The following is a 23130-nucleotide window of genomic DNA, read 5'->3' as shown; positions in this document are numbered from 1 at the left end:
ATACCTTCTTGTTCAGGTTCTGTATTAATGGCCACTAACGGAGACTCTCCTAGAAGAATACCAACAAAAAAACACTAGGTCTTCCTAGTATTTTCTAAAGCGTTGATAGCGGTTTTCGAGTAGCTCATCAAGTGGCAAGTCTTGTAACTGATCCAACTGACTAATGAGGTTTTCCTTGAGGTCAACCAAGACTTCCTTGGTCGCTCTGCCATTTTCCAAAACCACCCGATCGACCACTTGGAGTTTCTCCAACTCATAAGAAGTAATCTTCATGAGTTCTGCCGCCTCCATGGCCCGACTGCCGTCTTTCCAGAGGATAGAGGCAAAACCTTCAGGGCTGAGGACGGCGTACATAGAGTTTTCCAGCATCCAGACCTGGTCTGCGACTGCCAGAGCAAGAGCCCCACCTGATCCTCCCTCACCGATGATGATGGCGATAATGGGCACCTTGAGGTCGCTCATCTCCATGAGGTTACGGGCAATGGCCTCGCCCTGCCCACGCTCCTCGGCACCGACACCGGGATAGGCACCTGCGGTATTGATGAAGGTGACAACGGGACGCCCAAACTTCTCAGCCTGCTTCATAAGGCGAAGGGCCTTGCGGTAGCCTTCAGGGTGGGGCTGTCCGAAGTTGCGTTTGAGGTTGTCTTGGAGATTCTTCCCTTTTTGGATACCGATGACTGTCACCGGCTGACCTGCTAAAAAGCCGATACCACCGACAACCGCTCCATCATCGCGGAAATTCCGATCACCATGTAACTCAATAAAATCATCAAAGAGTTGTGTGGCATAGTCTAAGGTTGTCAAGCGTGCCTGATCACGGGCCAAACGGATCATACGTGCAATATCACTGGTCATCTCACACCTCCATGCATTCTCAGCAAGCAACTAATGGTCGCTGGTAAATCCTGGCGTTTGACAATGGCATCAACAAAGCCATGTTCTTGTAAAAATTCAGCCTTCTGGAAATCATCTGGCAAATTTTCCCGTACTGTTGACTCAATCACGCGCCGCCCTGCGAATCCAACCAAGGTCTGTGGCTCAGCCAAGATAATATCACCTTCCATAGCAAAACTAGCCGTCACACCTCCTGTTGTAGGGTCAGTCAAGACCGTCAAGTAAAAGAGACCCGCATTAGAATGACGTTTTACTACAGCTGAAATTTTGGCCATTTGCATTAGACTCATAATGCCCTCCTGCATCCGAGCACCGCCAGATGCGGTAAAGAGGACAACTGGGAGTCGCTCTTCCATAGCGAGCTCGAAAAGACGAGTGATTTTCTCACCGACCACCGTTCCCATAGAGGCCATGATAAAGTTTGAGTCCATAATTCCCAAAGCTACTGAATGACCACCAATTTTCGCCCTACCAGTCAATACTGCCTCATCCAGTCCCGTTTTCTGACGAGTTTCAGATAGCTTTTCAAGATAATTTGGAAAATCAAGCGGATTTTTCGTGTCAATTCCTGTAAATAATTCCTCAAATGTTCCCTCATCTATCATCAAATTCAGACGTTCATGGGCTGTAATCCGAAAGTTATATGAACAATGGTGACAGACTTTTTCTGGTCCAAGATCTCGTTTGTACAAAATCTCTTTACAAGCAGGACATTTCGAAAAGAGTTCATCTGGCACTTCCGGCTTTGTTTGAATTGCCTTTTCTATCCGTGAACGATTGGGACTGATGCGAATATACTTATCCTTTTTACGAAACAAAGCCATACTTCTCTCCTAATTTACTTTTTTAATTCTTCCTGATAGCGCGGTAAAAACTCTTCCATAAGATAGGCTGTATCATAATCACCAGCCACAACACGTTTGTCAGAAATCAAGTCCAACTGGAAGTCCGTATTGGTTACCACTCCTTCAATCTCTAGTTCATAAAGTGCACGTTGCATTTTCATTAGGGCTTCAAAACGGTTTTCTCCATGCACAATAACCTTAGCAATCATAGAGTCATAGTAAGGCGGAATGGTGTAGCCAGGATAAACTGCCGAGTCAACACGCAGACCGACCCCACCACTTGGCAGGTAGAGGTTGGAAATCTTACCTGGACTTGGAGCAAAGTTAAAGGCTGGATTTTCAGCATTGATCCGGCATTCAATGGCATGGCCTGTAATCTGCAAATCTTTTTGGCGGACACTGAGTTCCTGACCAGCTGCTATTTTAATCTGCTCCTTGACAATATCCACACCAGTCACAAATTCGGTAACAGGATGTTCTACCTGCACCCGTGTGTTCATTTCCATGAAGTAAAATTCGCCCTTGGCTTCGTCCAAAAGGAACTCAATGGTTCCTGCATTTTCATAGCCGACTGACTGGGCAGCCCGCACAGCTGCTTGACCGATACGGTCCCGCATGGTCTGACCGATAGCAATAGACGGAGCTTCCTCTAAAACTTTTTGGTTATTGCGTTGAAGGGAACAATCCCGTTCTCCTAGATGAATGACATGACCGTGTTGGTCTGCCAAAATCTGTACTTCGATATGGCGGGCTGGATAGACGACACGCTCCATATACATGGCTCCGTTGCCAAAGGCTGCCTTGGCTTCGTTGGAAGCTGATTCAAAGGCAGGCACTAGGTCTTCAGCTTTTTCCACCTTACGAATCCCCTTGCCGCCTCCACCTGCCGATGCTTTGAGCATGACAGGGTAGCCAATCTTTTCAGCGATTTCAAGGGCTTCTTGGCTAGTCAAAACTTCACCGTCTGATCCTGGAATAACAGGCACCTGAGCCTTAATCATCTCTGCTCGGGCATTGATTTTATCGCCCATGGTATCCATGACCGTCCCAGAAGGTCCGATGAACTTGATACCAACCTCTTCACAGAGGGTGGCGAATTTGGAGTTTTCACTCAAAAATCCAAAGCCAGGATGAATGGCCTGGGCACCTGTCACAACAGCCGCCGAGATGACTGCCTGCATATTGAGATAGGAGTCTGTCGAACGGGCTGGGCCGATACAGACAGCCTCATCTGCCAACATGGTGTGGAGAGCTTCCTTGTCAGCCTCTGAATAGACAGCTACCGTCGCAATCCCCAGCTCTCTGGCCGCACGAATGATACGCACCGCAATCTCACCACGATTGGCAATTAAAATCTTCTCAAACATGATGAATCCTATCTCCTTTAGATACTAATTTCCAATGGCAAAGGTTAGTACCCCCGACGCAGCCAGTTTTCCGTCCACCTCTGCCTTTGCTTCAACGACTGCGATGGTTCCACGGCGTTTGACAAATTTAGCTGTCATGATCAACTGGTCACCAGGTACAACTTGCTTCTTAAATTTAACCTTGTCCATGCCGGCATAAAAAACCAGCTTCCCCTTGTTTTCTTCCTTGGATAACTCCAAGACACCTGCGGTTTGAGCCAAAGCCTCCATGATGAGAACTCCAGGCATAACAGGATAGTCTGGGAAATGCCCGTTGAAGAAGGGCTCGTTAATGGTCACATTTTTAAGGGCGACAATCTCATCTTCTGATACTTCAAGGACACGATCGACCAGTAGCATAGGGTAGCGATGAGGAAGAGCCTCTTTAATTTTTACTATATCAATCATTTGATGCGTACCAGTCCTTGTCCAAATTCTACAACGTCTTGGTTGGCCACCAAAATCTCTGTGACCACACCGTCACGGTCTGCTGGCACTTCGTTCATGACCTTCATGGCTTCGATAATCATGAGGGTCTGACCTTTTTTGACCGTATCACCGACTGCTACAAATGCTGGCTTGTCAGGGGCTGGTGACAAATAAGCCACGCCGACCAGAGGACTTTCCACCACTGCGCCCTCTGCCACAGGGCTTGAGCTAACTTCTACTGGAGTTGCCTCACTAATCTCAATTGTCTGTACAGGGGCTGAACTTGCTGCAACTACTGGAGCAAGCGGAGCTTCTACCTTTGGACTCGGAGCCGCTATCGCCTGCTGATTTTTACTGAAATGCAAGGTTTCCCCAGCATTGCTATATGAAAATTCTCGCAGACTTGACTGGTCAAACTGACTCATCAAGTCCTTTATTTCTGTAATATTCACTTAAGCCTCCCAACGTTTGAAAGCAATCACCGAGTTGTGACCTCCAAAGCCAAATGTATTTGAAATGGCATGACGGATTTCCATGTCACGACCTTGACCAAAGATGACATCCGCCTCAATGTAGTCAGATAATTCTGTCGTACCAGCTGTCTTTGGTGCGTAAGAATGACGCATAGCCTCAATGACAGCTGCCGCCTCAACTGCACCCGCTGCCCCCAACAAGTGACCAGTGAAGGACTTGGTAGAAGAAACTGGTGTATTCTTGCCGAAGACGGATACGATAGCTTGGCTTTCCCCTTTTTCATTAGCCGGTGTCGAAGTACCATGGGCATTGATGTAGTCAATATCAGCTGGCTCTAAACCTGCTTCTGAAATGGCCAACTTCATGGCCTTAATAGCACCCAGACCTTCTGGATGTGGCGAAGTCATGTGGTAAGCATCGCAGGTATTTCCATAACCAACGATTTCAGCCAAAATCGTCGCCCCACGCGCCTCTGCATGTTCCAAACTTTCCAATACTAAGACCGCGGAACCCTCTCCCATGACAAAACCATTGCGGTCCTTGTCAAATGGAATAGACGCACGTTCTGGATCCTCAGTAGTCGACATAGCTGTCAAAGCTTGGAAACCACCAATTGCAAACGGAGTAATGGCTGCTTCTGCTCCACCAGCCAGCATCACATCTTGGAAACCAAACTTGATTTCACGGAAGGCTTCACCCAAGGCATCGTTTGACGAAGCACAGGCTGTGATGACACACTTGCAGACACCATTTGCACCGACCTGCATAGCAATATTACCAGCCGCCATGTTTGGTAAGGCCTTTGGAAGAGCCATGGGACGAATACGTTTTGGTCCCTTTTCGTTCATACGAGCCACTTGCTCTTCAATTTCCAAAATTCCACCGATACCCGTTGATAAGATAACGCCAAAACGGTCACTGTCAACCGCTTCTGTATTGAGATTGGCATTGGCTACGGCCTCTCGAGCCGCATAAAGAGCATAGAGTGAGTAGTTATCGTAGCGATTTGTATCTTTTTTTACAAAGTATTTATCAAAAGGAAAATCCTTAATTTCGGCCGCATTATGGACAGTGTATTCACTAGTATCAAACTTGGTAATCTTTCCGATACCAATCTTACCATTGACCAAGCTATCCCAGAATTCCTCTGGCGTATTTCCGATTGGAGATGTCAGACCGTAGCCTGTTACTACTACACGATTTAATTTTGTCATTTTCAACCCTTTCTCATTAGGAAACTTACTGCATGGTCAAGCCACCGTCAACAGCAATCACTTGACCTGTCAGATATTCTTGCTTGGCAAGGAATACAGCTACATCTGCTACTTCTTCCGTCGCACCAAAGCGTTTCATAGGAATTTGTGCAATCATAGCTTCTTTAATCTTGTCAGATAGTACATCTGTCATATCAGACTGGATAAAGCCCGGCGCAATCGCATTGACACGAACATTTCGCCCAGCAACCTCACGGGCAATGGCTTTGGTAAATCCAATCACACCTGCCTTTGAAGCAGCATAGTTGGCCTGTCCAGCATTTCCAATCAAGCCAGATACACTTGACAGATTGATGATAGCTCCCTCTCGAGCCTTTGTCATTGGTTTCAAAACAGCCTGCGTCATATTAAAAGTTCCAGTAAGATTTACCTTTAGAACCGTATCAAAATCCTCTTCTGTCATACGAAGAGCCATTCCATCTTTGGTAATACCTGCATTATTAACCAAAATATCCACGCTTCCGAGTGTTTCGATTGCTTCTGCCACCATTCGTTTGGCATCTTCCGCGCTTGAAATATCTCCTGAAATCGCCACCACTTTAACACCGTAGTCTGAAAAGCTGTCTAGCAAGTCCTGCCCCAGCCGACCACGACCATTTAGCACCACATTGGCACCAAGGCTAGCAAACTTATGGGCAATGGCCAAGCCGATTCCACGACTTGAACCCGTCACAAACACATTTTTATTGGTAAGTTCCATGATTTCTCCTTATTGGCTAGTCAACAAGTCTGTTAGACTTGCCATATCTTCCGCTGTCACAACCTCAGCTATCTTATCAATTTTCTTGACAAATCCTGATAAGACTTTACCTGGACCGATTTCAATAAAGTTAGTCACGCCAGCTTCCTGCATGGTTGCGATTGACTCATAGAAACGAACTGGTTCCATCACTTGACGGGTCAAGAGGGACTTGATGTCCTCTTTTTTCATAACCTTAGCTTCCGTATTACTGACCAACTCTACTTGGAAGTCCGAAAATTCCACCTGCTCCAAGGCCTGAGCCAATTGCTCCGACGCTGGACGTAAGAGAGCCGTATGGAAAGGCCCCGACACATTGAGGGGAATCATGCGTTTGACACCAGCTTCCTTCAGCAATTCAACCGCCTCATCCACTGCAGCCACCTCGCCTCCGATGACGATTTGGGCTGGTGTGTTGTAGTTGGCTGGGGAAACAATACCAGAGGTAGCTGTTGAGCAAATTTCTTCAATCAATTTGACATCTGTGTTGAGAACAGCAACCATTTTACCAGTCCCTGCTGGCGCAGCCGTTTCCATATATTCACCACGCTTAGCAATCAAGGCAATCGCATCTTCAAAAGCCAAAGCTCCCGATGCCACCAGAGCTGAATATTCTCCCAAGGATAGACCAGCTACCATATCAGGTTGTACTCCCTCTTCTTCCAGCAGTCGAAAAATAGCCACAGAAGTGGTCAAAATAGCAGGTTGGGTATAGCGAGTCTGATGTAATTTATCCTCTTGATTGTCAATTAGGTCGCGAATGTCATACCCCAAAATCTGACTAGCCTGATCAAACGTTTCTCTAACTATCGGGTAATTTTCGTAAAGGTCGCGAGCCATCCCAACTGTCTGAGACCCTTGACCTGCAAAAAGAAAAGCTGTCTTTGTCATCCTATTCTCCAACTGAAGCCCAACGGCTCGCCTCTTCTCTAATCACTTTGGCTGCTCCATAATAGATATCTTTCAAAATATCTTCACAAGATTCTTCTTTAGAAACTAGACCAGCAATTTGACCAGCCATTACGGAGCCATTTGTTACATCACCATCAACAACTGCATTGCGGAGCGCTCCCGCACCAAGTTCTTCAATAGCATCTGCCGAAATTTTACCTGCCAAGAAATCTTTCTCTGCAGCTGCATAAGCAGATGACAACTTATTCTTGATGGCTCTCACAGGATGCCCAACAATAGAAGCAGATACAGTTGTATCAATATCCTTAGCTTTTAAAACTTTTTCCTTATAAGCCTGATGGGCATTGGACTCTGTAGCTACTACAAAACGAGTTCCAACTTGCACCGCTTCTGCACCTAACATGAATGCTGCCGCAGCACCTGCACCATCTGCAATACCTCCAGCAGCAATAACAGGAATAGATACAGCTTCAACAACCTGACGAACCAAGGTCATGGTGGTCAATTTACCAATATGACCTCCGGCTTCCATACCTTCAGCAATAACAGCATCCACACCCAATTTTTCCATGCGTTTCGCAAGGGCTACACTCGGTACAACAGGAATAACTGTAATCCCTGCAGCATGGAGACGCTCCATATACTTACCTGGATTTCCTGCTCCTGTGGTGACAACTTTCACACCTTCTTCGATGACCAAGTCAACAATGTCATCAGCAAAAGGAGACAAAAGCATGATATTGACACCGAAAGGCTTGTCCGTGATAGATTTAACCTTGTCAATATTTGCCTTGACCACCTCTTTGGGAGCATTTCCTCCACCGATGATTCCTAGACCACCGGCATTAGATACGGCACCAGCCAAATCTCCATCAGCTACCCAAGCCATACCACCTTGAAAAATTGGATACTGAATATCGAGCAATTCTGTTATTTTCGTCTTCATAATTCCCTCTTCTTTTTTCTTGCTTACCTAATCATTTGAATATCAAATCATTAGCTAAACAAGTGAGGGCCAAGCCCTCACTAAAAATCAGTTTGATGCTTCAATGTTTTGAATATCAAACTATCTATTCAAAGAAAAATGCTAAATAGCACTTTTCTTAACAGTCATTATTTTGTTTTTTCTTCAACATAAGCAACCAAATCGCCTACAGTTGTCAAACCTTCTTCAGTATCGATTTGAATATCGAAGGCATCTTCGATTTCAGAGATAACTTGGAAAAGATCCAATGAATCTGCATCCAAATCTTCAAAGGTTGTTGTAAGGGTTACTTCTTCAGCATCCTTACCCAATTCTTCAACGATGATTTCCTGTACTTTTTCAAATACTGCCATGATATGTGTCTCCTTTTGGAAAATAAAATATTTTAATCTTGCCTAGGGCAAGGAATTAACTAAAGTTGTAATAGTAGAGTTCCCCATGTGAGGCCTCCACCGAAACCAGCCATGAGAACAGTCTGGCTTCCATCCAATCGCAACATTCCGCTCTCTACACATTCTGATAAGAGAATAGGAAGACTTGCTGCGCTGGTATTGCCATATTTATCCATATTTGCTGGAAATTTTTCACGCGCCACTTCCAATTTACGAGCCATCTTATCTAGGATACGTATATTGGCTTGGTGGAGCAAGAAATAATCAACGCAATCCACAGTCATATCAGCTTGTTCTAGCAGCTCTGCCATGGTTGCCGTAACATCCCTCGTTGCAAATTCAAATATAGCTCTGCCCTCCATTTGGATAAAGGGTTGCTGACGGCTTTGTGTCGAGAATGGCGTCTCTTTCTGGTCTATCCCTGCTGTCAGACTAGTACCTCGACCACCATCTGTTCGTAAGATTTCTGCTAAAAAGGTCGGTTGTTCACACGCCTCCAGTAAAACTCCTCCAGCACCATCTCCAAATAAAACAGCCGTTGATCGATCCGACCAGTCGACAGACCTAGATAGGGTCTCTGCACCAATGACAAGTCCTCTCTTATAGACTCCTGAAGCAAGGAATTTTTCCGCTGTTGATAGCGCAAAAACAAATCCTGAACAAGCTGCAACGAGATCATAGGCGAAAGCGTTTTGCGCACCAATTGCTGCTTGAACCATAGCTGCTGTTGATGGCATGGATGCATCTGGAGTAATCGTTGCGACGATGATGAAATCAATTTCAGAAGCATCTAGCTGAGACTTTTCTAATAATTTCTTTGCTACCTGACTAGCTAATTCACTAGTTGTCTCGTCCGTAGCAACATGTCGTTGTCTGATACCTGTACGACTACGAATCCATTCATCACTGGTATCCATTTGCTGGGCCAAATCATCATTGGTCACAATCTTTTTCGGAAGATAATGGGCCACCTGACTGATTTTAGCATAGGTTCTCATTTCAAATCCTCCAAGAAGTGATAGAGTTTCATGAGTCCTTTCTTCATTACTTGGTATTCCATATCATCCATCCCATCCGTGATTTGCTTCACCATTTCATTATGAAATCGTTGATGCAATCGATAGACTAGTCGGCCCTTCTTTGTTAAATAGATATGCACCACACGCCTGTCTTTGGTCGAACGAATCCGTTCCACGTATCCTTTTCGTTCCAAATTATTCAGACTAGTTGTCACGGTTCCCAAAGTAACCATCAAAGTCCGAGCTACATCACTCGGTGTAGCCCCATCAATATTTCCAATCACATCAATCGTGTGCATTTCTTTTATGGAAATGTCATTAAATCGGCTACCACGCAGACTTGTTTCTTCAATCACTAACACATTATTAAAAATGGCCGTTAAATAGTCATTCACTTTTGGATCTTTCAAAACAGGCCTCCTTTACTTTGATAGTCAAAGTATAAACCATAAAACTTTGACTGTCAAACATTTTTTGAACAATCTATCATTATTTCCCGATAAACATCGGTCTCCGACGTTCTGCATGTGCCCGAACACCTTCTTTAAAATCCTCTTTATAGGCTAGAGATTCTTGCATGGCTAACTCCAATTGACGATATGACTCCCAGTCCTTAAACTGACTTTCCCAAACCAATTGTTTAATGGCAGCATAGGAGTTAACAGAGCCACGCAAGAGTTTTTTTAATACTTGGGCAACTGTCTTCTCTAATTTTTCTGGCTCAGCCAGTTTATAAACAATGCCATACTCCAGGGCCTTATCAGCGGATAAGCCCTCTCCAGTCATCGCCAAGTGACCAGCACGATTGCTACCAATCGCCCGACTAAGCAAGAAGATGCCTCCCGCATCTGGGGCTAGCCCAACACCTACAAAGGCTTGAATGAACTTTGTTTTACTTGATGCAATAACAAAGTCTGCCGCTACTGCCATATTGGCAGCTGCTCCAGCAACCGCACCATCTGTTACCATTAAAACAATCTTAGGCATTTTCTTCAGCGCAAACGAAATATCATTGACGAGCTCTGCAATTTTGACGAGCGAACCAATATCATCTTCATCTACGGCACGCTTCATCTCCACCAGATCTCCCCCTACTGAGAAAACGGAGCCCTCTGCTTGAATTTGTAAGATTTTTACAGATTCATCATTTTCTGCAAGTTGAATGGCATTTAATATTTCCTCACACATGGGAATATTAAACCCATTTGCCACATCAGGTCTATCGAGAGTCAAAATAGCAATTGAATCAATTACTTCATAGCGAATAGTTTGGTAGGCCATACCATCCTCCTTCTAAAATAATTTGATAGTTAAAAGGTTTGAATATCAAAGTTCAAATTCTTGTTTTCCATTGTAACATAGTTTTTGACAGACTGACTATTTTCTTTCCACGAAAGTGTGACAGCCGAAAAAAAGCTGGCAAAGCCAACTTTTAAAAGATATTTGGTTATGTGAGTAAGTAGGAATTGGTGTCAGAGTTGTAGCCATTCCAAGGCTTGTTCAAGGTTATCGACCAACTTATCCGCTTTGGATTGATCCATTCCAAACTGTTGATCACGAATAGCCCATACAGTTAAACCAGCTGCTTTTGCGGCCTCAATCCCCTTGGCGCTATCTTCAAAAACCAAAATGTCCGATTTTGGAACCCCTGTTGCTTTTGCAGCTTGTTCATAAACAGCTGGATCTGGTTTTGGGGCCACACAATCCATTGCTGAATAGATTTGACTGAAATACGAGCGAATTCCCGTTTCTTCCAAGGCTCTCTCAATATCACTTCGATCAGTATTTGATGCCAGAACAAGCGGAATAGGATGTAAACTGAGCCGCTCTAAGACAGACTTGACATCTGGAAATACGCGTTCAGCGTAAGGTGTGGGACGATTCTCCTTATACATTCGGTACTCTTCCTCCAGCGCAGGAACATCCCATTTATCGTAATCGTCTCCTAAAATACGTTGCCATACTTGACCAGCACGCCCTCCAATAAAAAAGGATGGTTTCAGATGACTCACTGATAACCCTTTCGTCAGCAAGAAATCTATACGCCGCTGAAAATAAAATGATTCTGTATCGAAAATAACTCCATCCATGTCAAAAATAATTGCTTTTACCATTCTGGCCTCCTAATTCCTCTATTGTATCATAGTCAATAGAGATTTTCGATTTTCTGAAATTTTTCAATAACAAACCTTGTTCGTATTTTATTAGGTTTCTCACCAAGATTTTTCTGAACATACTGACAATTCCGCCTTATTCTGCTATAATAGAAAAAAATATTCAAGGAGATCGGAATGAAAGTGGTAAAATTTGGTGGAAGTTCCCTTGCTTCTGCCAGTCAATTGGAAAAAGTATTCAACATTGTTCAATCGGATTCTGAACGCCGTTTTGTTGTTGTTTCAGCACCTGGAAAACGTAATGCCGAAGATACAAAGGTTACTGATGCATTAATTAAGTATTACAGAGAATATGTTGATGGGAAAGATGTAACAGCAAGCCAAGAGTGGATTATCAACCGTTACCAGGCAATGGTCGATGAACTTGGATTTTCAGCTAAAAGCATGAAGAAAATTGCTGAAAACATCATTTCTCTTGCAACCTTACCAATTGATGATAACGAATTCCTTTACGATACTTTTTTAGCCGCTGGGGAAGATAACAATGCAAAATTAATCGCTGAATACTTTACTTTTAGAGGGTTGCCAGCACGCTATGTTCATCCGAAAAAGGCTGGCATTATTGTAAGTTCTGAACCAGGAAATGCACGAATCCTTCCTTCTAGCTATGATAAAATTGAAGAATTGCGAAATGCAGAGGAAGTCTTGATCATCCCTGGATTCTTTGGAGTGACTGTTGACAATCAAATTTGTACCTTCTCACGGGGTGGATCTGATATCACAGGATCCATCGTTGCTGCAGGGGTTAAGGCAGATCTGTATGAAAACTTTACAGATGTAGATGGGATCTTTGCTGCTCACCCTGGAATTATTAAACACCCACACTCTATCAAAGAACTAACCTATCGTGAGATGCGTGAATTAGCATATGCAGGTTTCTCCGTTCTTCATGATGAGGCCCTTCTTCCTGCTTATCGCGGTCGTATTCCTTTGGTTATTAAAAATACCAATAACCCTAGCCACCCAGGTACTAGAATTGTTCTTGATCATACAGATCAAACTCTCCCTGTCGTAGGGATTGCTGCAGATGATGGTTTTGTCAGCATCAATATTTCTAAATACCTCATGAACCGTGAAGTCGGATTCGGGCGCAAAGTCCTTCAAATTTTAGAGGATTTAAACATTCGTTTTGAACATATGCCAACTGGTATTGATGATTTGTCCATCGTACTTAGAAATAGAGAATTGACACCAATCAAAGAAGCTGAAATTCTACGTCAATTGAAAACAAAAATGGAAGTTGATAAGGCTGAAATCGAACACGGCTTGTCTATTATCATGATTGTCGGTGAAAATATGAAGAGCCATGTCGGTGTAACTGCGACCGCAACTAGTGCCTTATCCAACCAAAATGTTAATTTGGCTATGATTTCACAAGGTGCTAGTGAAGTTTCTGTCATATTCGTAGTCAAAACGGAAGAAAAAGAAAAAGCTTTACAGGCATTATATGCAGCCTTTTTTAACTAAAAACGTCTTCATACCTTTAGAAGTTTTTTAGTGCCAGGTCATGAATCCTAAAAAATCCAGAGTTATTAAAAGCTCTGGATTTTTCTTATTAAGCTATATGAATTAGTTCACTTCAACCTTTTCAGTCCATGGACTTGCTGTTGTTACAAGGACGTCATTTAATTCTTCAATATTTCGGCGACCTTGATCTGCTAACCAAGCCTTAGCAGCTTCTTCACCTTCTTTGGCAAAAATAGCCACTGCATCTTTCCATGTCGCACGACCACAGAGCACACCATTAAAGGTTGACCCTGATTCTTTTGCAAAGACAAGAGTTTCTTGGAAAAGTTTAGCTGAGACACCTGCACTCAAATATATAAATGGTAAATGAGTAGCTTCCGATTGCTCTTTGAAGTAGGCTCTCGCTTCATCTACTGTATAAACAGGTTCTTCGCTTGTATAGCCTTCGACAAAATTCATATTTACAGGAACTTCTACCTTAAGAACATCTGCATTATACCGTGGTTTGCTGAATTCACGCATTGCACCATTTACCTTGTGAGGTTTTAAGCTTGCATACTCCCGTGAAGTTACATCCATGTCACTTGCATCATAGGTTAGAATTTCTACAAAATAAGGAATATCTTCCGCAATACATTCACTACCAATCCGTTCAACCCAAGCATGTTTAATATCATTAATTTCAGGTTTGTCGTCTACGTCATAGTACAACAAAATTTTAACCGCATCTGCACCTAATTCTTTGATACGTTTTGCTGACCAATTTGGAAGTAGATCTGGTAAACGTCCTGGTGTCGAAGCATCATATCCGGTTTTTTCATAGGCAGCGATAAATCCACAGTCTGCATGACGCAGTTCAGACGCAGGCACTCCATACTCTGCATCAAGAAGAATGGAACTGGCATATGGGGTTAGTTCGCTAGAAATGACTTTTTTGAAGTCCACCAAAATATCATTAGTAAAATCTCCACCACCAGCGGCTGCTGCCAACAACCGTTTCAAGGCACCTCGTTGGTCAATCGCAAGCGCTGCGATAACCTGATTTCCATTTGACAAGCGAGTCATATGTTCAAACTTAGCTTGTGATAGTTGCAATTTAGTCATTAGAATCCTCCTTAAGAATATATATTAGACAATTATTAACCAAGTTTTTTTAGATGATTTTTTCGGTTGATTAGCCGAATCGTTTCACACCATCTAAATAAGTAGCTTTCAGATGACCTGCATCATCTACTACAATAAAATCAGCTGCACGACCCTCAGCAATTTGGCCACAAATATGATCAATATTGACAGAACGTGCTGGTGCTAATGAAGCCATACGTAATGCATCGGGAAGGCTGACCAATCCCCAGCTCACCACATTTTGTACAGCTTCAATCAATTCCAAAATAGAACCTGCTAAACTTCCACTTTCTTTGAGGCGAGCAGTACCATCTTTTACAACGACTTCAAATTCCCCAAGTCTTGATTCGCCCTCGCCCATACCTCCGGCTCTCATACAGTCAGTGATTAGAACTGTCTCTTCTGCTCCACGGGCCTTAACCACAATTTCCGCTGCCGCTGGATGAACATGATGTCCATCACAAATCATTTCTGCATAAACATCATGTAAACTTAAAGCTGCACCGACCATGCCAGGTTCACGATGATGTAGTCCACTCATACCATTATAGACATGAACAAAAATATTGGCACCTGCTTCAACCGCTGCCTGCGCTTGAGCAAAGGTTGCATCACTGTGTGCTAAAGCGGTATGAATAGCTTTGCTATTTGCAAATTCAATGAATTCTTTAACTCCTTCTCGTTCCGGAGCAATAGCAATCTTATTCACCAAACCATTCGATAGACTATGCCAGTGGTCTAACTTCTCGATAGAAGGATCACTCATATACTTAGGATTTTGAGCACCTTTGTATTTTTCTGTAAAGAATGGCCCTTCCAAAAAGATACCTTGAATTTTAGCCCCTGTTTCTTCACCTGCATGTTGACCAATCGTTTCACAGACTGCATCTAAATTTTCAGTCGAATCTGTCAGTGTTGTCGGCAACCAAGATGTAACACCACAGGCTAGCAAGCCATCTGAAATAACTTTAATTCCTTCAAAATCATTATCCATCACATCATGTGACGCATAGCCGTGGATATGGGTATCCACCAAGCCCGGTGCGATATGATAGTCTGAGTAATCTATTATATTTCCATCTGGTTTTTCGGTAAAAATGTGACCGAACCGCCCATCATCAGTAATTTCCAAATATGCATCAACTTTCTCACTATCTGCAAGAATAATTGATTTTGCTTTGATGTAGCTAACCATATTGGCCCCCTTATATTTCATATATATTTTCTCAAACTGGTTATAACCATATATGATTATATTGTATACCGATTCTCTTTAAATGTCAAGTAATTACCAGCATTCATTAGACCTCAATCATCAACATAAAGTACTATAGGTACTTTCTTTGGTATAGAAATCCATTTGTCTATTACCATTCCACTCATTAATTCATGTAACACCAGATTATTACACATTTTAGATCCATGAGTGTGACATTTCCCTCAGTCACGAGATAGAGAACAAAAAAATCTATCATTTTCTGGTTGATTCGCTTACCACCAGAAAATGATAGATTTTTGATAAAAAGTTGATTTATTTATCCTATTGATATTTACGAGGCAAACGATCTGTCAATAAACATACAATCTCATAATTTATCGTGCCAACATAATCAGCCCATTCTTGAACCGTTATTTCCTTGTCTTCTTCACGGCCTATCAAGGTTACTTTTGTTCCAACTTGATATGATTTCGGCAAACGGATTGTCATTTGATCCATGGAAATACGTCCAATAATTTCACAATATTGACCATCAACCAGAACATGGAAACCTTGGAGTCTACGCACTACACCATCAGCATATCCAACAGGAATAGTACCTATCCACTCAGTCTCTGAGCTCTGATACGTTGACCCATATCCAAGAAAGGTACCAGCCTCGACTTGCTTAACATGTACGAGTTCAGAGTACAATCCCAATGCAGGTTGGAGCTTAAATGGTAGAGCTAAGGTACGTCCACTAGGATTTAGACCATACAGAACATCCCCTAATCGAACCATGTTAAACACCGTATCTGCATGCCAGATACTTGTAGCTGAATTACTTGCATGTATCCAACGAGGCAATTCCGGTAACCTATCTAACCATTCCTTAAAATGTGTCAATTGCTCGTAGAAATAATGTGCATCTTCTTCATCTGCTGTTGCAAAATGGGTAAAAATACCCTCAAATTCAAGATCCATCTCACTCATAAGATCAAGCACTTTCTCCAACTCAGACCAGTCTCTGAATCCAATTCTCCCCATTCCAGTATCTAGTTTAACATGAACAGCTAAACCAGCTAGATCCTGACCAGATGCTTTAACCAGCTCTAACCACTCTAAACTTGCAAGAGTGACACTGATATTTAACTTCAAAGCTAAATGCAAATCGTCAACAGGTATAACTCCCAAAATCAAGATTGGGTGCTCTATTCCAGCCTGACGTAATTCGAACGCTTCATCCAAGTTTGAAACACAAAAACCTGCTACTTGGCTCGCTAACCGTCGAGCTACTGCAACAGCACCATGTCCATAAGCATTTGCTTTAATAACTGCAAATGCCTGAGTCTTTCTAGGCAAAGGTTCAATCACTTGTTCAAGATTAGCTGCTATAGCATCTAATTGAACCTCAATATAACTGGGTCGATGGTCACTTTCAATCATTATTTTCCTCCAAAATCACGCTTGCTTGCACAAATTCTCCAGAATGACTAATGCTCAGCCAAATTTTTCCACTAAACGGACTCTTCGCAATGTAGGGAGCCCCTTGGCGATTATTTAATACTTCAATATCTTGAAAACCCACTATTCCAATACCGACTCCTAATGCCTTAGAAAATGCTTCTTTGACAGCCCAACGACCAGCCAAATATTCCAACTGTCGTCGTCCTTGCAAATCCTGATAGCGTTCAAATTCTTTTACAGTCAGTACTTTTTTGGGGAACCCCTGATGTTTTTCGCGAGCACGCTCGATAGCCTTTATATCTTGAAGGTCAATCCCATGTCCAACAATCATGAATCGTGCTCCTTCTTTATACAATATTTTAAATACTTCAAAAGACTGGACAGCCGTCCAGTCCTTCATTCATCCCTAGACCTTGAATTCACCGGTCATACTTCCATCTTAGACTTAGTTTCTAAGTCAGTCATCGTTCGTTTTTTCAAAATACAGGAGTATTCCAGTCAAAAAACTGCCTTGATGAGCGAAAATTATTTCTTAAATAAAAGCAGATTACTTGTGAATACAAGTTCTTATTTACGGCCGTGACAATTTTTAAATTTCTTACCAGACTGACATGGACATGGATCATTCCGGTCAACACCTTCGAAAGACACATTCTCTTTGACCTGTGCTGATTGGTTTGGCATGATATTTTTAACTGCTGTTGTACGGGCATCTTGAGCTGATCGTTCACGCTCGATATTGTCATGAATCTGCGCTTTCATCATAAGGCGAGTCACTTCAAATTCTATAGCACCAATCATATCATTAAACATTGTAAAAGCTTCTGATTGATATTCTACAATTGGATTATTTTGCGCGTAGCCACGTAAGCTTACCGCATTACGTAATTGATCCATTGCATCGATATGATCAGTCCATTTGTTATCTACGACACGTAGAATGAGTACCTTCTGGAATTCGCGAATTCGTTCTTCATCACGAAGCTTCTTCACTTGTGAATCATAGACTCTCAAAGCTAGTTCATACAATTCATCAATGATTTCTTTTTTATTCATTGATTTAAAGGATTCCGCATGCAATGTACCATCTTCAACCAATGTTGTATGAGCAAACTTAATAATCCCATCAATGGCTTCATCTTTTGACCCCAAGAAATGACCTTCCACTTGACGCTCAATGGTCCGCTTCATCATTGCCTTGATTTCAGGTGCCAAATCACGATCTGCTGTAATCACATCTTGACGTTGTTTGTAGATGATTTCACGTTGTTCACGCATAACGTCGTCGTATTGTAGAACTTGTTTACGTGAATCGTAGTTATTACCTTCTACACGTTTCTGTGCTGATTCAACTTGACGTGTGAGCATTTTCGATTTGATTACAGACTCTTCTTCTGACAGGTTCATACGTTCCATAAATACCTTGATCCGTTCTGAACCAAAACGTTTCATCAAATCATCTTCGAGTGATAAGTAGAACTGAGATTCCCCTGGATCACCCTGACGACCTGAACGTCCACGAAGCTGATTATCAATACGGCGACTCTCATGACGTTCTGTACCAATCACACATAGTCCACCTAATTCTCGCACACCAGGGCCTAACTTAATATCTGTACCACGTCCAGCCATGTTTGTTGCAATCGTAACAGCTCCACGCTGACCAGCATTCATGATGATTTGGGCCTCGCGATAATGGTTTTTAGCATTCAATACCTCATGCGGAACGCCTGCTGCAACTAATTTTTGTGAAATCAAATCAGATGTTTCGACAGCGACTGTACCAACTAGTACTGGTTGACCTTTTTCATAACGGCGCTTCACATCAGCGATAACGGCATTGAATTTGTATTCTAAACTTGGATAGAGCAAATCTTCATGGTCAATACGAGCAATCGGACGGTTTGTCGGAATTGGTACAACTCGAATGTTGTAAATTTCACGGAACTCTTCTTCTTCCGTCTTACCTGTACCCGTCATACCTGAAAGTTTGGTATACATACGGAAGAGGTTTTGGTAGGTGATTGAAGCACTTGTCTTCGATTCATTTTGAACAGGCACACCTTCTTTAGCTTCAATAGCTTGATGGAGTCCATCAGAGTAGCGACGACCCTCCATTGTTCGACCTGTAAATGGATCAATAATCATGACTTCCTGATCTTCATTTACCAAGTAATCAACATCATAGGTCATGATATAATTAGCACGAAGGGCATTGTCTAAGAAGTGAGTGATGGCTACATTTTCAATATCATACAGATTATTTAATTTGAAGAATTTTTCAGCCTTATCAATACCTGTATCAGATAAACCAATTGTTTTTGAAGGAATGTCAATAATATAGTCTTCCTTATCCAATGATTTAACCAAGTTATCCGCCAAGAAATATAATTGATTTGTTTCAGAACCTTGAGGACCAGAAACAATCAGAGGAGTACGAGCTTCGTCAATCAGGATAGAGTCCACTTCATCGACCAAGGCATAATTCAGCGGGCGTTGTACCATATCTTCAGCACGAACGACCATATTATCTCTCAGGTAATCAAAACCGATTTCTGAGTTGGTAGAGTAGGTAATATCACAGTTATAGGCTTCACGTTTTTCTAGCGGTGATTTAGCAGCCAGGTTAATTCCGACTGATAGTCCAAGCCAAGAATATAACTCACCCATTTCGGTCGCATCACGTGTAGAAAGATATTCATTGACTGTGACAACGTGAACCCCTTTGCCTGACAAGGCATTCAAGTAGACTGGCATTGTAGCTGTCAAGGTCTTCCCTTCACCAGTACGCATTTCCGGAACGTCGCCATTGTGAAGAACTATTCCCCCCATTACCTGAACTTTATAAGGATATAGACCAAGTACCCGCTTAGCCCCTTCACGGACAACTGCATAAGCTTCATATAAGAGATCATCTAAAGATTCTCCCTTATTGTAACGTTCCTTAAATTCTATAGTTTTCGCTTGCAATTGTTCATCACTAAGAGCAGCCATTTCATCCGCATAAGAAAATACTTTGTCTGCCATTCTTTCAAGTTTTCTTTGCTCACCCTTGTCATTTTCAATGAGGGAACGAAGCATATTAGTTACCATACTATTCATCCTATTTTCTCGTTTTAATTCAATAATATATTGTAGCATATTTCAGAAGAGATTTCAAGATTTGATGACAACTCTTAGCATTCCTGCTGGAAAATAGAACTTACTAAAATATAAATATTTTCAGTATTAGAAGAAAAAGTGAATAGCAACCCATTCACAAATCTGGTTGCTATTTTTTCTTAATTAACTAGACTGTTATTTTTCAGATACTTTTTTTGCTAAGGCAAAATTACCAAGAGTTGCAGAACCATTTTCAGCAACAGCAGGCGTTACGATATATTCTTTGACATCTGGTGTTGGGAGATAATCGTTCATCAAACCGACAAACTTCTCACGTACACGATTAAGCATGTGCTCCTGAGCCATAACTCCTCCACCAAATACAATTACTTGCGGACGATAAAGCAAGGTTGCCTGTACTGCTGCTTGAGCAATGTAGTAAGCCTGCACATCCCAAACGTCTGAATCTAACTCAATCAATTCACCACGAATACCTGTACGACCTTCAAGAGAAGGACCTGCAGCTAAGCCTTCCAAACACCCATTGTGGAATGGACACATCCCTTTAAATTCATGTTTTACATCGTATGGGTGTAGGGCAACGTAAGTATGACCAGCTTCAGTATGACCCAAGCCACCGATAAATTCACCATTCTGAATAGCACCTGCCCCAATACCTGTACCGATTGTATAGTAAACTAAGCTCTTTACCCCTTTACGAACCAATGTTTCACCAAAAGCTGATGAATTCACATCTGTCGTGAAGTAGAATGGAATATTAAATTCTTTAGCAATCAGACCAAGTAAATCAATATTTGACCAATGAGGTTTTGGAGTTGAAGTGATATAACCATAAGTCTGTGAGTTTTGATCAATATCGATTGGACCAAATGAACCAATAGCAATTCCAGCCAAGCGTTCTTCGTAGCGTTTGAAGAATTCAACCGTTCTCTCAATCGTTTCATAAGGAGTTGTCGTTGGAAATTGCGTTTTTTCAACAACTTGAAAGTTCTCATCTCCTACGGCACAAACAAACTTTGTACCACCCGCTTCCAAGCTACCATATAATTTTGTCATCTTATTATCTCCCATTGTTTTATCTGTTTCATTATACCATAGAAAGAAATAGAAGAAAAAGGCCTAATGCCTTTTCCTTTCAATTTTCTATACTATTTTACTACTTTCAAGAAGTCTGCCCCATGAGCAATTGTTCCTTCAGCAAGTGGTGAAACTTCAGCAAAGTCTGCTGTATTTGTTATGATTACCATCGTAGTATCATCTAGACCGGCTTCAGCAATCTTAGCTGCATCAAATTTAGCAATCGGAGTACCAGCTTTTACTTTATCACCAGCTACTACTAATTTCTCAAAACCATTGCCGTTCATAGAAACTGTATCGATACCGATGTGAATCAAGATTTCAGCACCAGTTGCTGTCTTCAAACCGTAAGCATGACCTGTTTCAAAAGCAATTGTTACTTCTGCATCTGCTGGTGCATAAACAACACCCTCAGAAGGTTTAACAGCCAAACCTTTACCCATAGCACCTGATGAGAAGACTGGGTCATTAACATTTTCAAGAGCAACTGCATTACCTGAAAGTGGAGAAACAAGAGTTTCTTCAGAAAGCAAAGCTGTTGCAGCTTCATTTGCTAGAGCCGCTGTTTCCTTTGCAACTGCAGAAGATTTACCAGCAACTGGCTCTTCATCTTCAAATCCGAAGAGGTAAGTCAAAGCAAAACCAAGAGCAAATGATACTGCAACTACCAAGAGGTATTGGAAAAGTTGACCGTTAAGGTAGAGAAGTGTACCTGGGATAATTGTGATACCAAAACCGGTACCTGCAAGACCTAGAAGAGAAGCCAACATACCACCGAGGGCACCAGCACCAAGTGAAAGGAAGAATGGTTTACGGAAACGCAAGTTGACACCGAAGATAGCTGGCTCAGTAATACCGAGGAAGGCAGAAAGAGCTGCTGGGAAAGCAAGAGCTTTCAATTTAGCATTCTTCGTTTTCACACCAACCGCAACTGTCGCCGCACCTTGTGCAGTCATCGCCGCAGTAAAAATTGCATTCAATGGGTCACTACCTGTCTGACTGACAAGTTGTGATTCCAATAAGTTAAAGATATGGTGAACCCCAGTTACGACAATAACTTGGTTAAGTCCCCCAATAATCAAACCAGCTAAACCAAATGGTAAGCTAAGAATTGCTTGAGTACCAATAAGGATATAATTCTCAACAACATGGAACGCAGGTCCAATGATAAACAATCCAAGAATAGACATCACCAATAATGTCACAAACGGAGTTACCAAAAGATCCAACACATCTGGAACAACCTTGCGTACAAGTTTTTCAAATTTAGCACCAATTAAACCGATAATGAAGGCTGGAAGGACTGATCCTTGTAAACCAACAACCGGAATGAACCCAAAGAATACCTTAGCAGTTACATCACCACCTGACGCTACTGCCCAAGCATTTGGTAGTGAACCTGATACCAACATCATACCAAGTACGATACCCACAGCTGGGTTACCACCAAATACACGGAATGTTGACCAAACTACAAGTCCAGGCAAAATAACAAAAGCTGTATCTGTCAAAATCTCAGAATAAACTGCCAAATCTTCAGGTAAAACAATACCAACTGCTTTCAGTAAACCACGAAGACCCATGAAGAGACCTGTCGCCACGATAACTGGAATAATTGGAACGAAGACATCACCGAACGTACGAATAGCACGTTGGAACCAATTCCCTTGTTTGGCAGCTTCTGCTTTCATTTCAGCCTTAGTTGAAGTTGGCAAGCCAAGTGCTACGACTTCATCATAGATTTTGTTAACTGTACCAGTACCAAAGATGATTTGGTATTGACCAGAGTTAAAGAAAGCACCCTGTACTTTTTCAATATTTTCGACTGTATCCTTGTCGATTTTCGACTCATCTTTCACCATCACACGGAGGCGAGTCGCACAGTGAGCTACACTATTGACATTCTCAACTCCACCGATAGCATCGATGACTTTTTTTGCAATTTCAGTATTGTTCATTTTGCAAAAATCTCCTTATTTTTATCGTTTGAAAGCATTTTCAAAACTTTCTACGATTTTATTATAACATTTTTTAAAAATATGTCAAACGCTTTGCAGAAATTTTTATTTTTTACGTAAAATCGTTGATTTTTTAAGAGAAAACGTTTACTATATAGTAAAGAACTTT

22 protein-coding genes are annotated in these 23130 nt (G+C 42.1%); 1 reads left to right on the top strand and 21 read right to left on the bottom strand.

Going from position 1 to position 23130, the window contains the following annotated elements; translation table 11 throughout:
- Positions 1-84 precede the first annotated feature (84 nt).
- From K6V48_RS06625 to K6V48_RS06560, 14 genes are all read right to left on the bottom strand, one after another.
- Positions 85-858: an acetyl-CoA carboxylase carboxyl transferase subunit alpha gene (locus K6V48_RS06625; protein ID WP_172071796.1), complete on the bottom strand. Its 774-nt coding sequence runs from the start codon at positions 856-858 to the stop codon at positions 85-87.
- Complete coding sequence (gene accD / locus K6V48_RS06620) at positions 855-1721, bottom strand: acetyl-CoA carboxylase, carboxyltransferase subunit beta (protein ID WP_222368631.1); 867 nt, start codon at positions 1719-1721, stop codon at positions 855-857. The genes K6V48_RS06625 and accD overlap by 4 nt, the downstream gene beginning before the upstream one ends.
- A 14-nt stretch (positions 1722-1735) precedes the next feature.
- Positions 1736-3109, bottom strand: a complete 1374-nt coding sequence (locus tag K6V48_RS06615; protein WP_222368628.1) for an acetyl-CoA carboxylase biotin carboxylase subunit — start codon at positions 3107-3109, stop codon at positions 1736-1738.
- Between the two features lie 24 nt (positions 3110-3133).
- Positions 3134-3556 (bottom strand): 3-hydroxyacyl-ACP dehydratase FabZ, encoded by a 423-nt coding sequence (fabZ, locus tag K6V48_RS06610; RefSeq protein ID WP_044773819.1) that lies wholly within the window; start codon positions 3554-3556, stop codon positions 3134-3136.
- Positions 3553-4029, bottom strand: coding sequence for an acetyl-CoA carboxylase biotin carboxyl carrier protein (gene accB, locus K6V48_RS06605; protein WP_105127052.1), 477 nt, complete (start codon positions 4027-4029; stop codon positions 3553-3555). The genes fabZ and accB overlap by 4 nt, the downstream gene beginning before the upstream one ends.
- Positions 4030-5265, bottom strand: coding sequence for a beta-ketoacyl-ACP synthase II (gene fabF / locus K6V48_RS06600; protein WP_105127051.1), 1236 nt, complete (start codon positions 5263-5265; stop codon positions 4030-4032).
- A 25-nt stretch (positions 5266-5290) separates the two neighbouring features.
- A complete protein-coding gene (gene fabG, locus K6V48_RS06595) occupies positions 5291-6025 on the bottom strand; it encodes a 3-oxoacyl-[acyl-carrier-protein] reductase (protein WP_222368626.1) in 735 nt (244 codons plus the stop codon).
- Between the two features lie 9 nt (positions 6026-6034).
- Entirely contained in the window at positions 6035-6955 is a 921-nt protein-coding gene (gene fabD / locus K6V48_RS06590) for an ACP S-malonyltransferase (RefSeq protein ID WP_222368624.1), read from the bottom strand.
- A 1-nt stretch (position 6956) separates the two neighbouring features.
- The gene (fabK, locus tag K6V48_RS06585) at positions 6957-7922 is read right to left on the bottom strand and encodes an enoyl-[acyl-carrier-protein] reductase FabK (protein WP_172001454.1); all 966 of its coding nucleotides are present in this window, start codon (positions 7920-7922) and stop codon (positions 6957-6959) included.
- A 167-nt stretch (positions 7923-8089) separates the two neighbouring features.
- Positions 8090-8314, bottom strand: coding sequence for an acyl carrier protein (locus K6V48_RS06580; protein WP_002938891.1), 225 nt, complete (start codon positions 8312-8314; stop codon positions 8090-8092).
- A gap of 59 nt (positions 8315-8373) precedes the next feature.
- Positions 8374-9351: a beta-ketoacyl-ACP synthase III gene (locus K6V48_RS06575; protein WP_222368622.1), complete on the bottom strand. Its 978-nt coding sequence runs from the start codon at positions 9349-9351 to the stop codon at positions 8374-8376.
- On the bottom strand, positions 9348-9782 hold the full coding sequence (gene fabT, locus K6V48_RS06570) for a fatty acid biosynthesis transcriptional regulator FabT (RefSeq protein ID WP_222368620.1): 435 nt from the start codon (positions 9780-9782) through the stop codon (positions 9348-9350). Before fabT ends, K6V48_RS06575 begins: the two co-directional genes overlap by 4 nt.
- Positions 9783-9861: 79 nt before the next feature.
- Positions 9862-10653, bottom strand: coding sequence for an enoyl-CoA hydratase (locus K6V48_RS06565; protein ID WP_222368618.1), 792 nt, complete (start codon positions 10651-10653; stop codon positions 9862-9864).
- 191 nt (positions 10654-10844) lie between these two features.
- On the bottom strand, positions 10845-11486 hold the full coding sequence (locus K6V48_RS06560) for an HAD family hydrolase (protein WP_222368617.1): 642 nt from the start codon (positions 11484-11486) through the stop codon (positions 10845-10847).
- Positions 11487-11663: 177 nt separating this feature from the next.
- On the opposite strand from K6V48_RS06560, the gene K6V48_RS06555 reads away from it, so the two are divergent.
- Positions 11664-13013 carry an aspartate kinase gene (locus K6V48_RS06555; protein WP_222368615.1) on the top strand — a complete coding sequence of 450 codons (1350 nt, stop codon included), beginning with the start codon at positions 11664-11666 and terminating at the stop codon, positions 13011-13013.
- A 102-nt stretch (positions 13014-13115) separates the two neighbouring features.
- Here K6V48_RS06555 and lacD read toward each other — a convergent pair whose 3' ends face one another.
- From lacD to K6V48_RS06520, 7 genes are all read right to left on the bottom strand, one after another.
- Positions 13116-14117, bottom strand: a complete 1002-nt coding sequence (lacD, locus tag K6V48_RS06550; protein WP_105127042.1) for a tagatose-bisphosphate aldolase — start codon at positions 14115-14117, stop codon at positions 13116-13118.
- 70 nt (positions 14118-14187) lie between these two features.
- Positions 14188-15333 (bottom strand): N-acetylglucosamine-6-phosphate deacetylase, encoded by a 1146-nt coding sequence (gene nagA, locus K6V48_RS06545; protein WP_222368643.1) that lies wholly within the window; start codon positions 15331-15333, stop codon positions 14188-14190.
- 345 nt (positions 15334-15678) lie between these two features.
- The gene (alr, locus tag K6V48_RS06540) at positions 15679-16782 is read right to left on the bottom strand and encodes an alanine racemase (RefSeq protein WP_172038854.1); all 1104 of its coding nucleotides are present in this window, start codon (positions 16780-16782) and stop codon (positions 15679-15681) included.
- Positions 16775-17134: a holo-ACP synthase gene (gene acpS / locus K6V48_RS06535; RefSeq protein WP_222368613.1), complete on the bottom strand. Its 360-nt coding sequence runs from the start codon at positions 17132-17134 to the stop codon at positions 16775-16777. Before acpS ends, alr begins: the two co-directional genes overlap by 8 nt.
- Before the next feature lie 236 nt (positions 17135-17370).
- Complete coding sequence (gene secA / locus K6V48_RS06530; RefSeq protein WP_105127039.1) at positions 17371-19896, bottom strand: preprotein translocase subunit SecA; 2526 nt, start codon at positions 19894-19896, stop codon at positions 17371-17373.
- Positions 19897-20100: 204 nt separating this feature from the next.
- The gene (gene scrK, locus K6V48_RS06525) at positions 20101-20982 is read right to left on the bottom strand and encodes a fructokinase ScrK (protein WP_222368611.1); all 882 of its coding nucleotides are present in this window, start codon (positions 20980-20982) and stop codon (positions 20101-20103) included.
- 92 nt (positions 20983-21074) lie between these two features.
- Positions 21075-22961, bottom strand: coding sequence for a sucrose-specific PTS transporter subunit IIBC (locus K6V48_RS06520; RefSeq protein ID WP_222368609.1), 1887 nt, complete (start codon positions 22959-22961; stop codon positions 21075-21077).
- Positions 22962-23130 lie beyond the last annotated feature (169 nt).

It is taken from the genome of Streptococcus suis (assembly GCF_019794555.1).
GTDB classification, from domain to species: domain Bacteria; phylum Bacillota; class Bacilli; order Lactobacillales; family Streptococcaceae; genus Streptococcus; species Streptococcus suis_AB.
The sequence above is the reverse complement of the archived record's forward strand: the minus strand, read 5'-3'. Positions and strand labels throughout refer to the sequence as shown.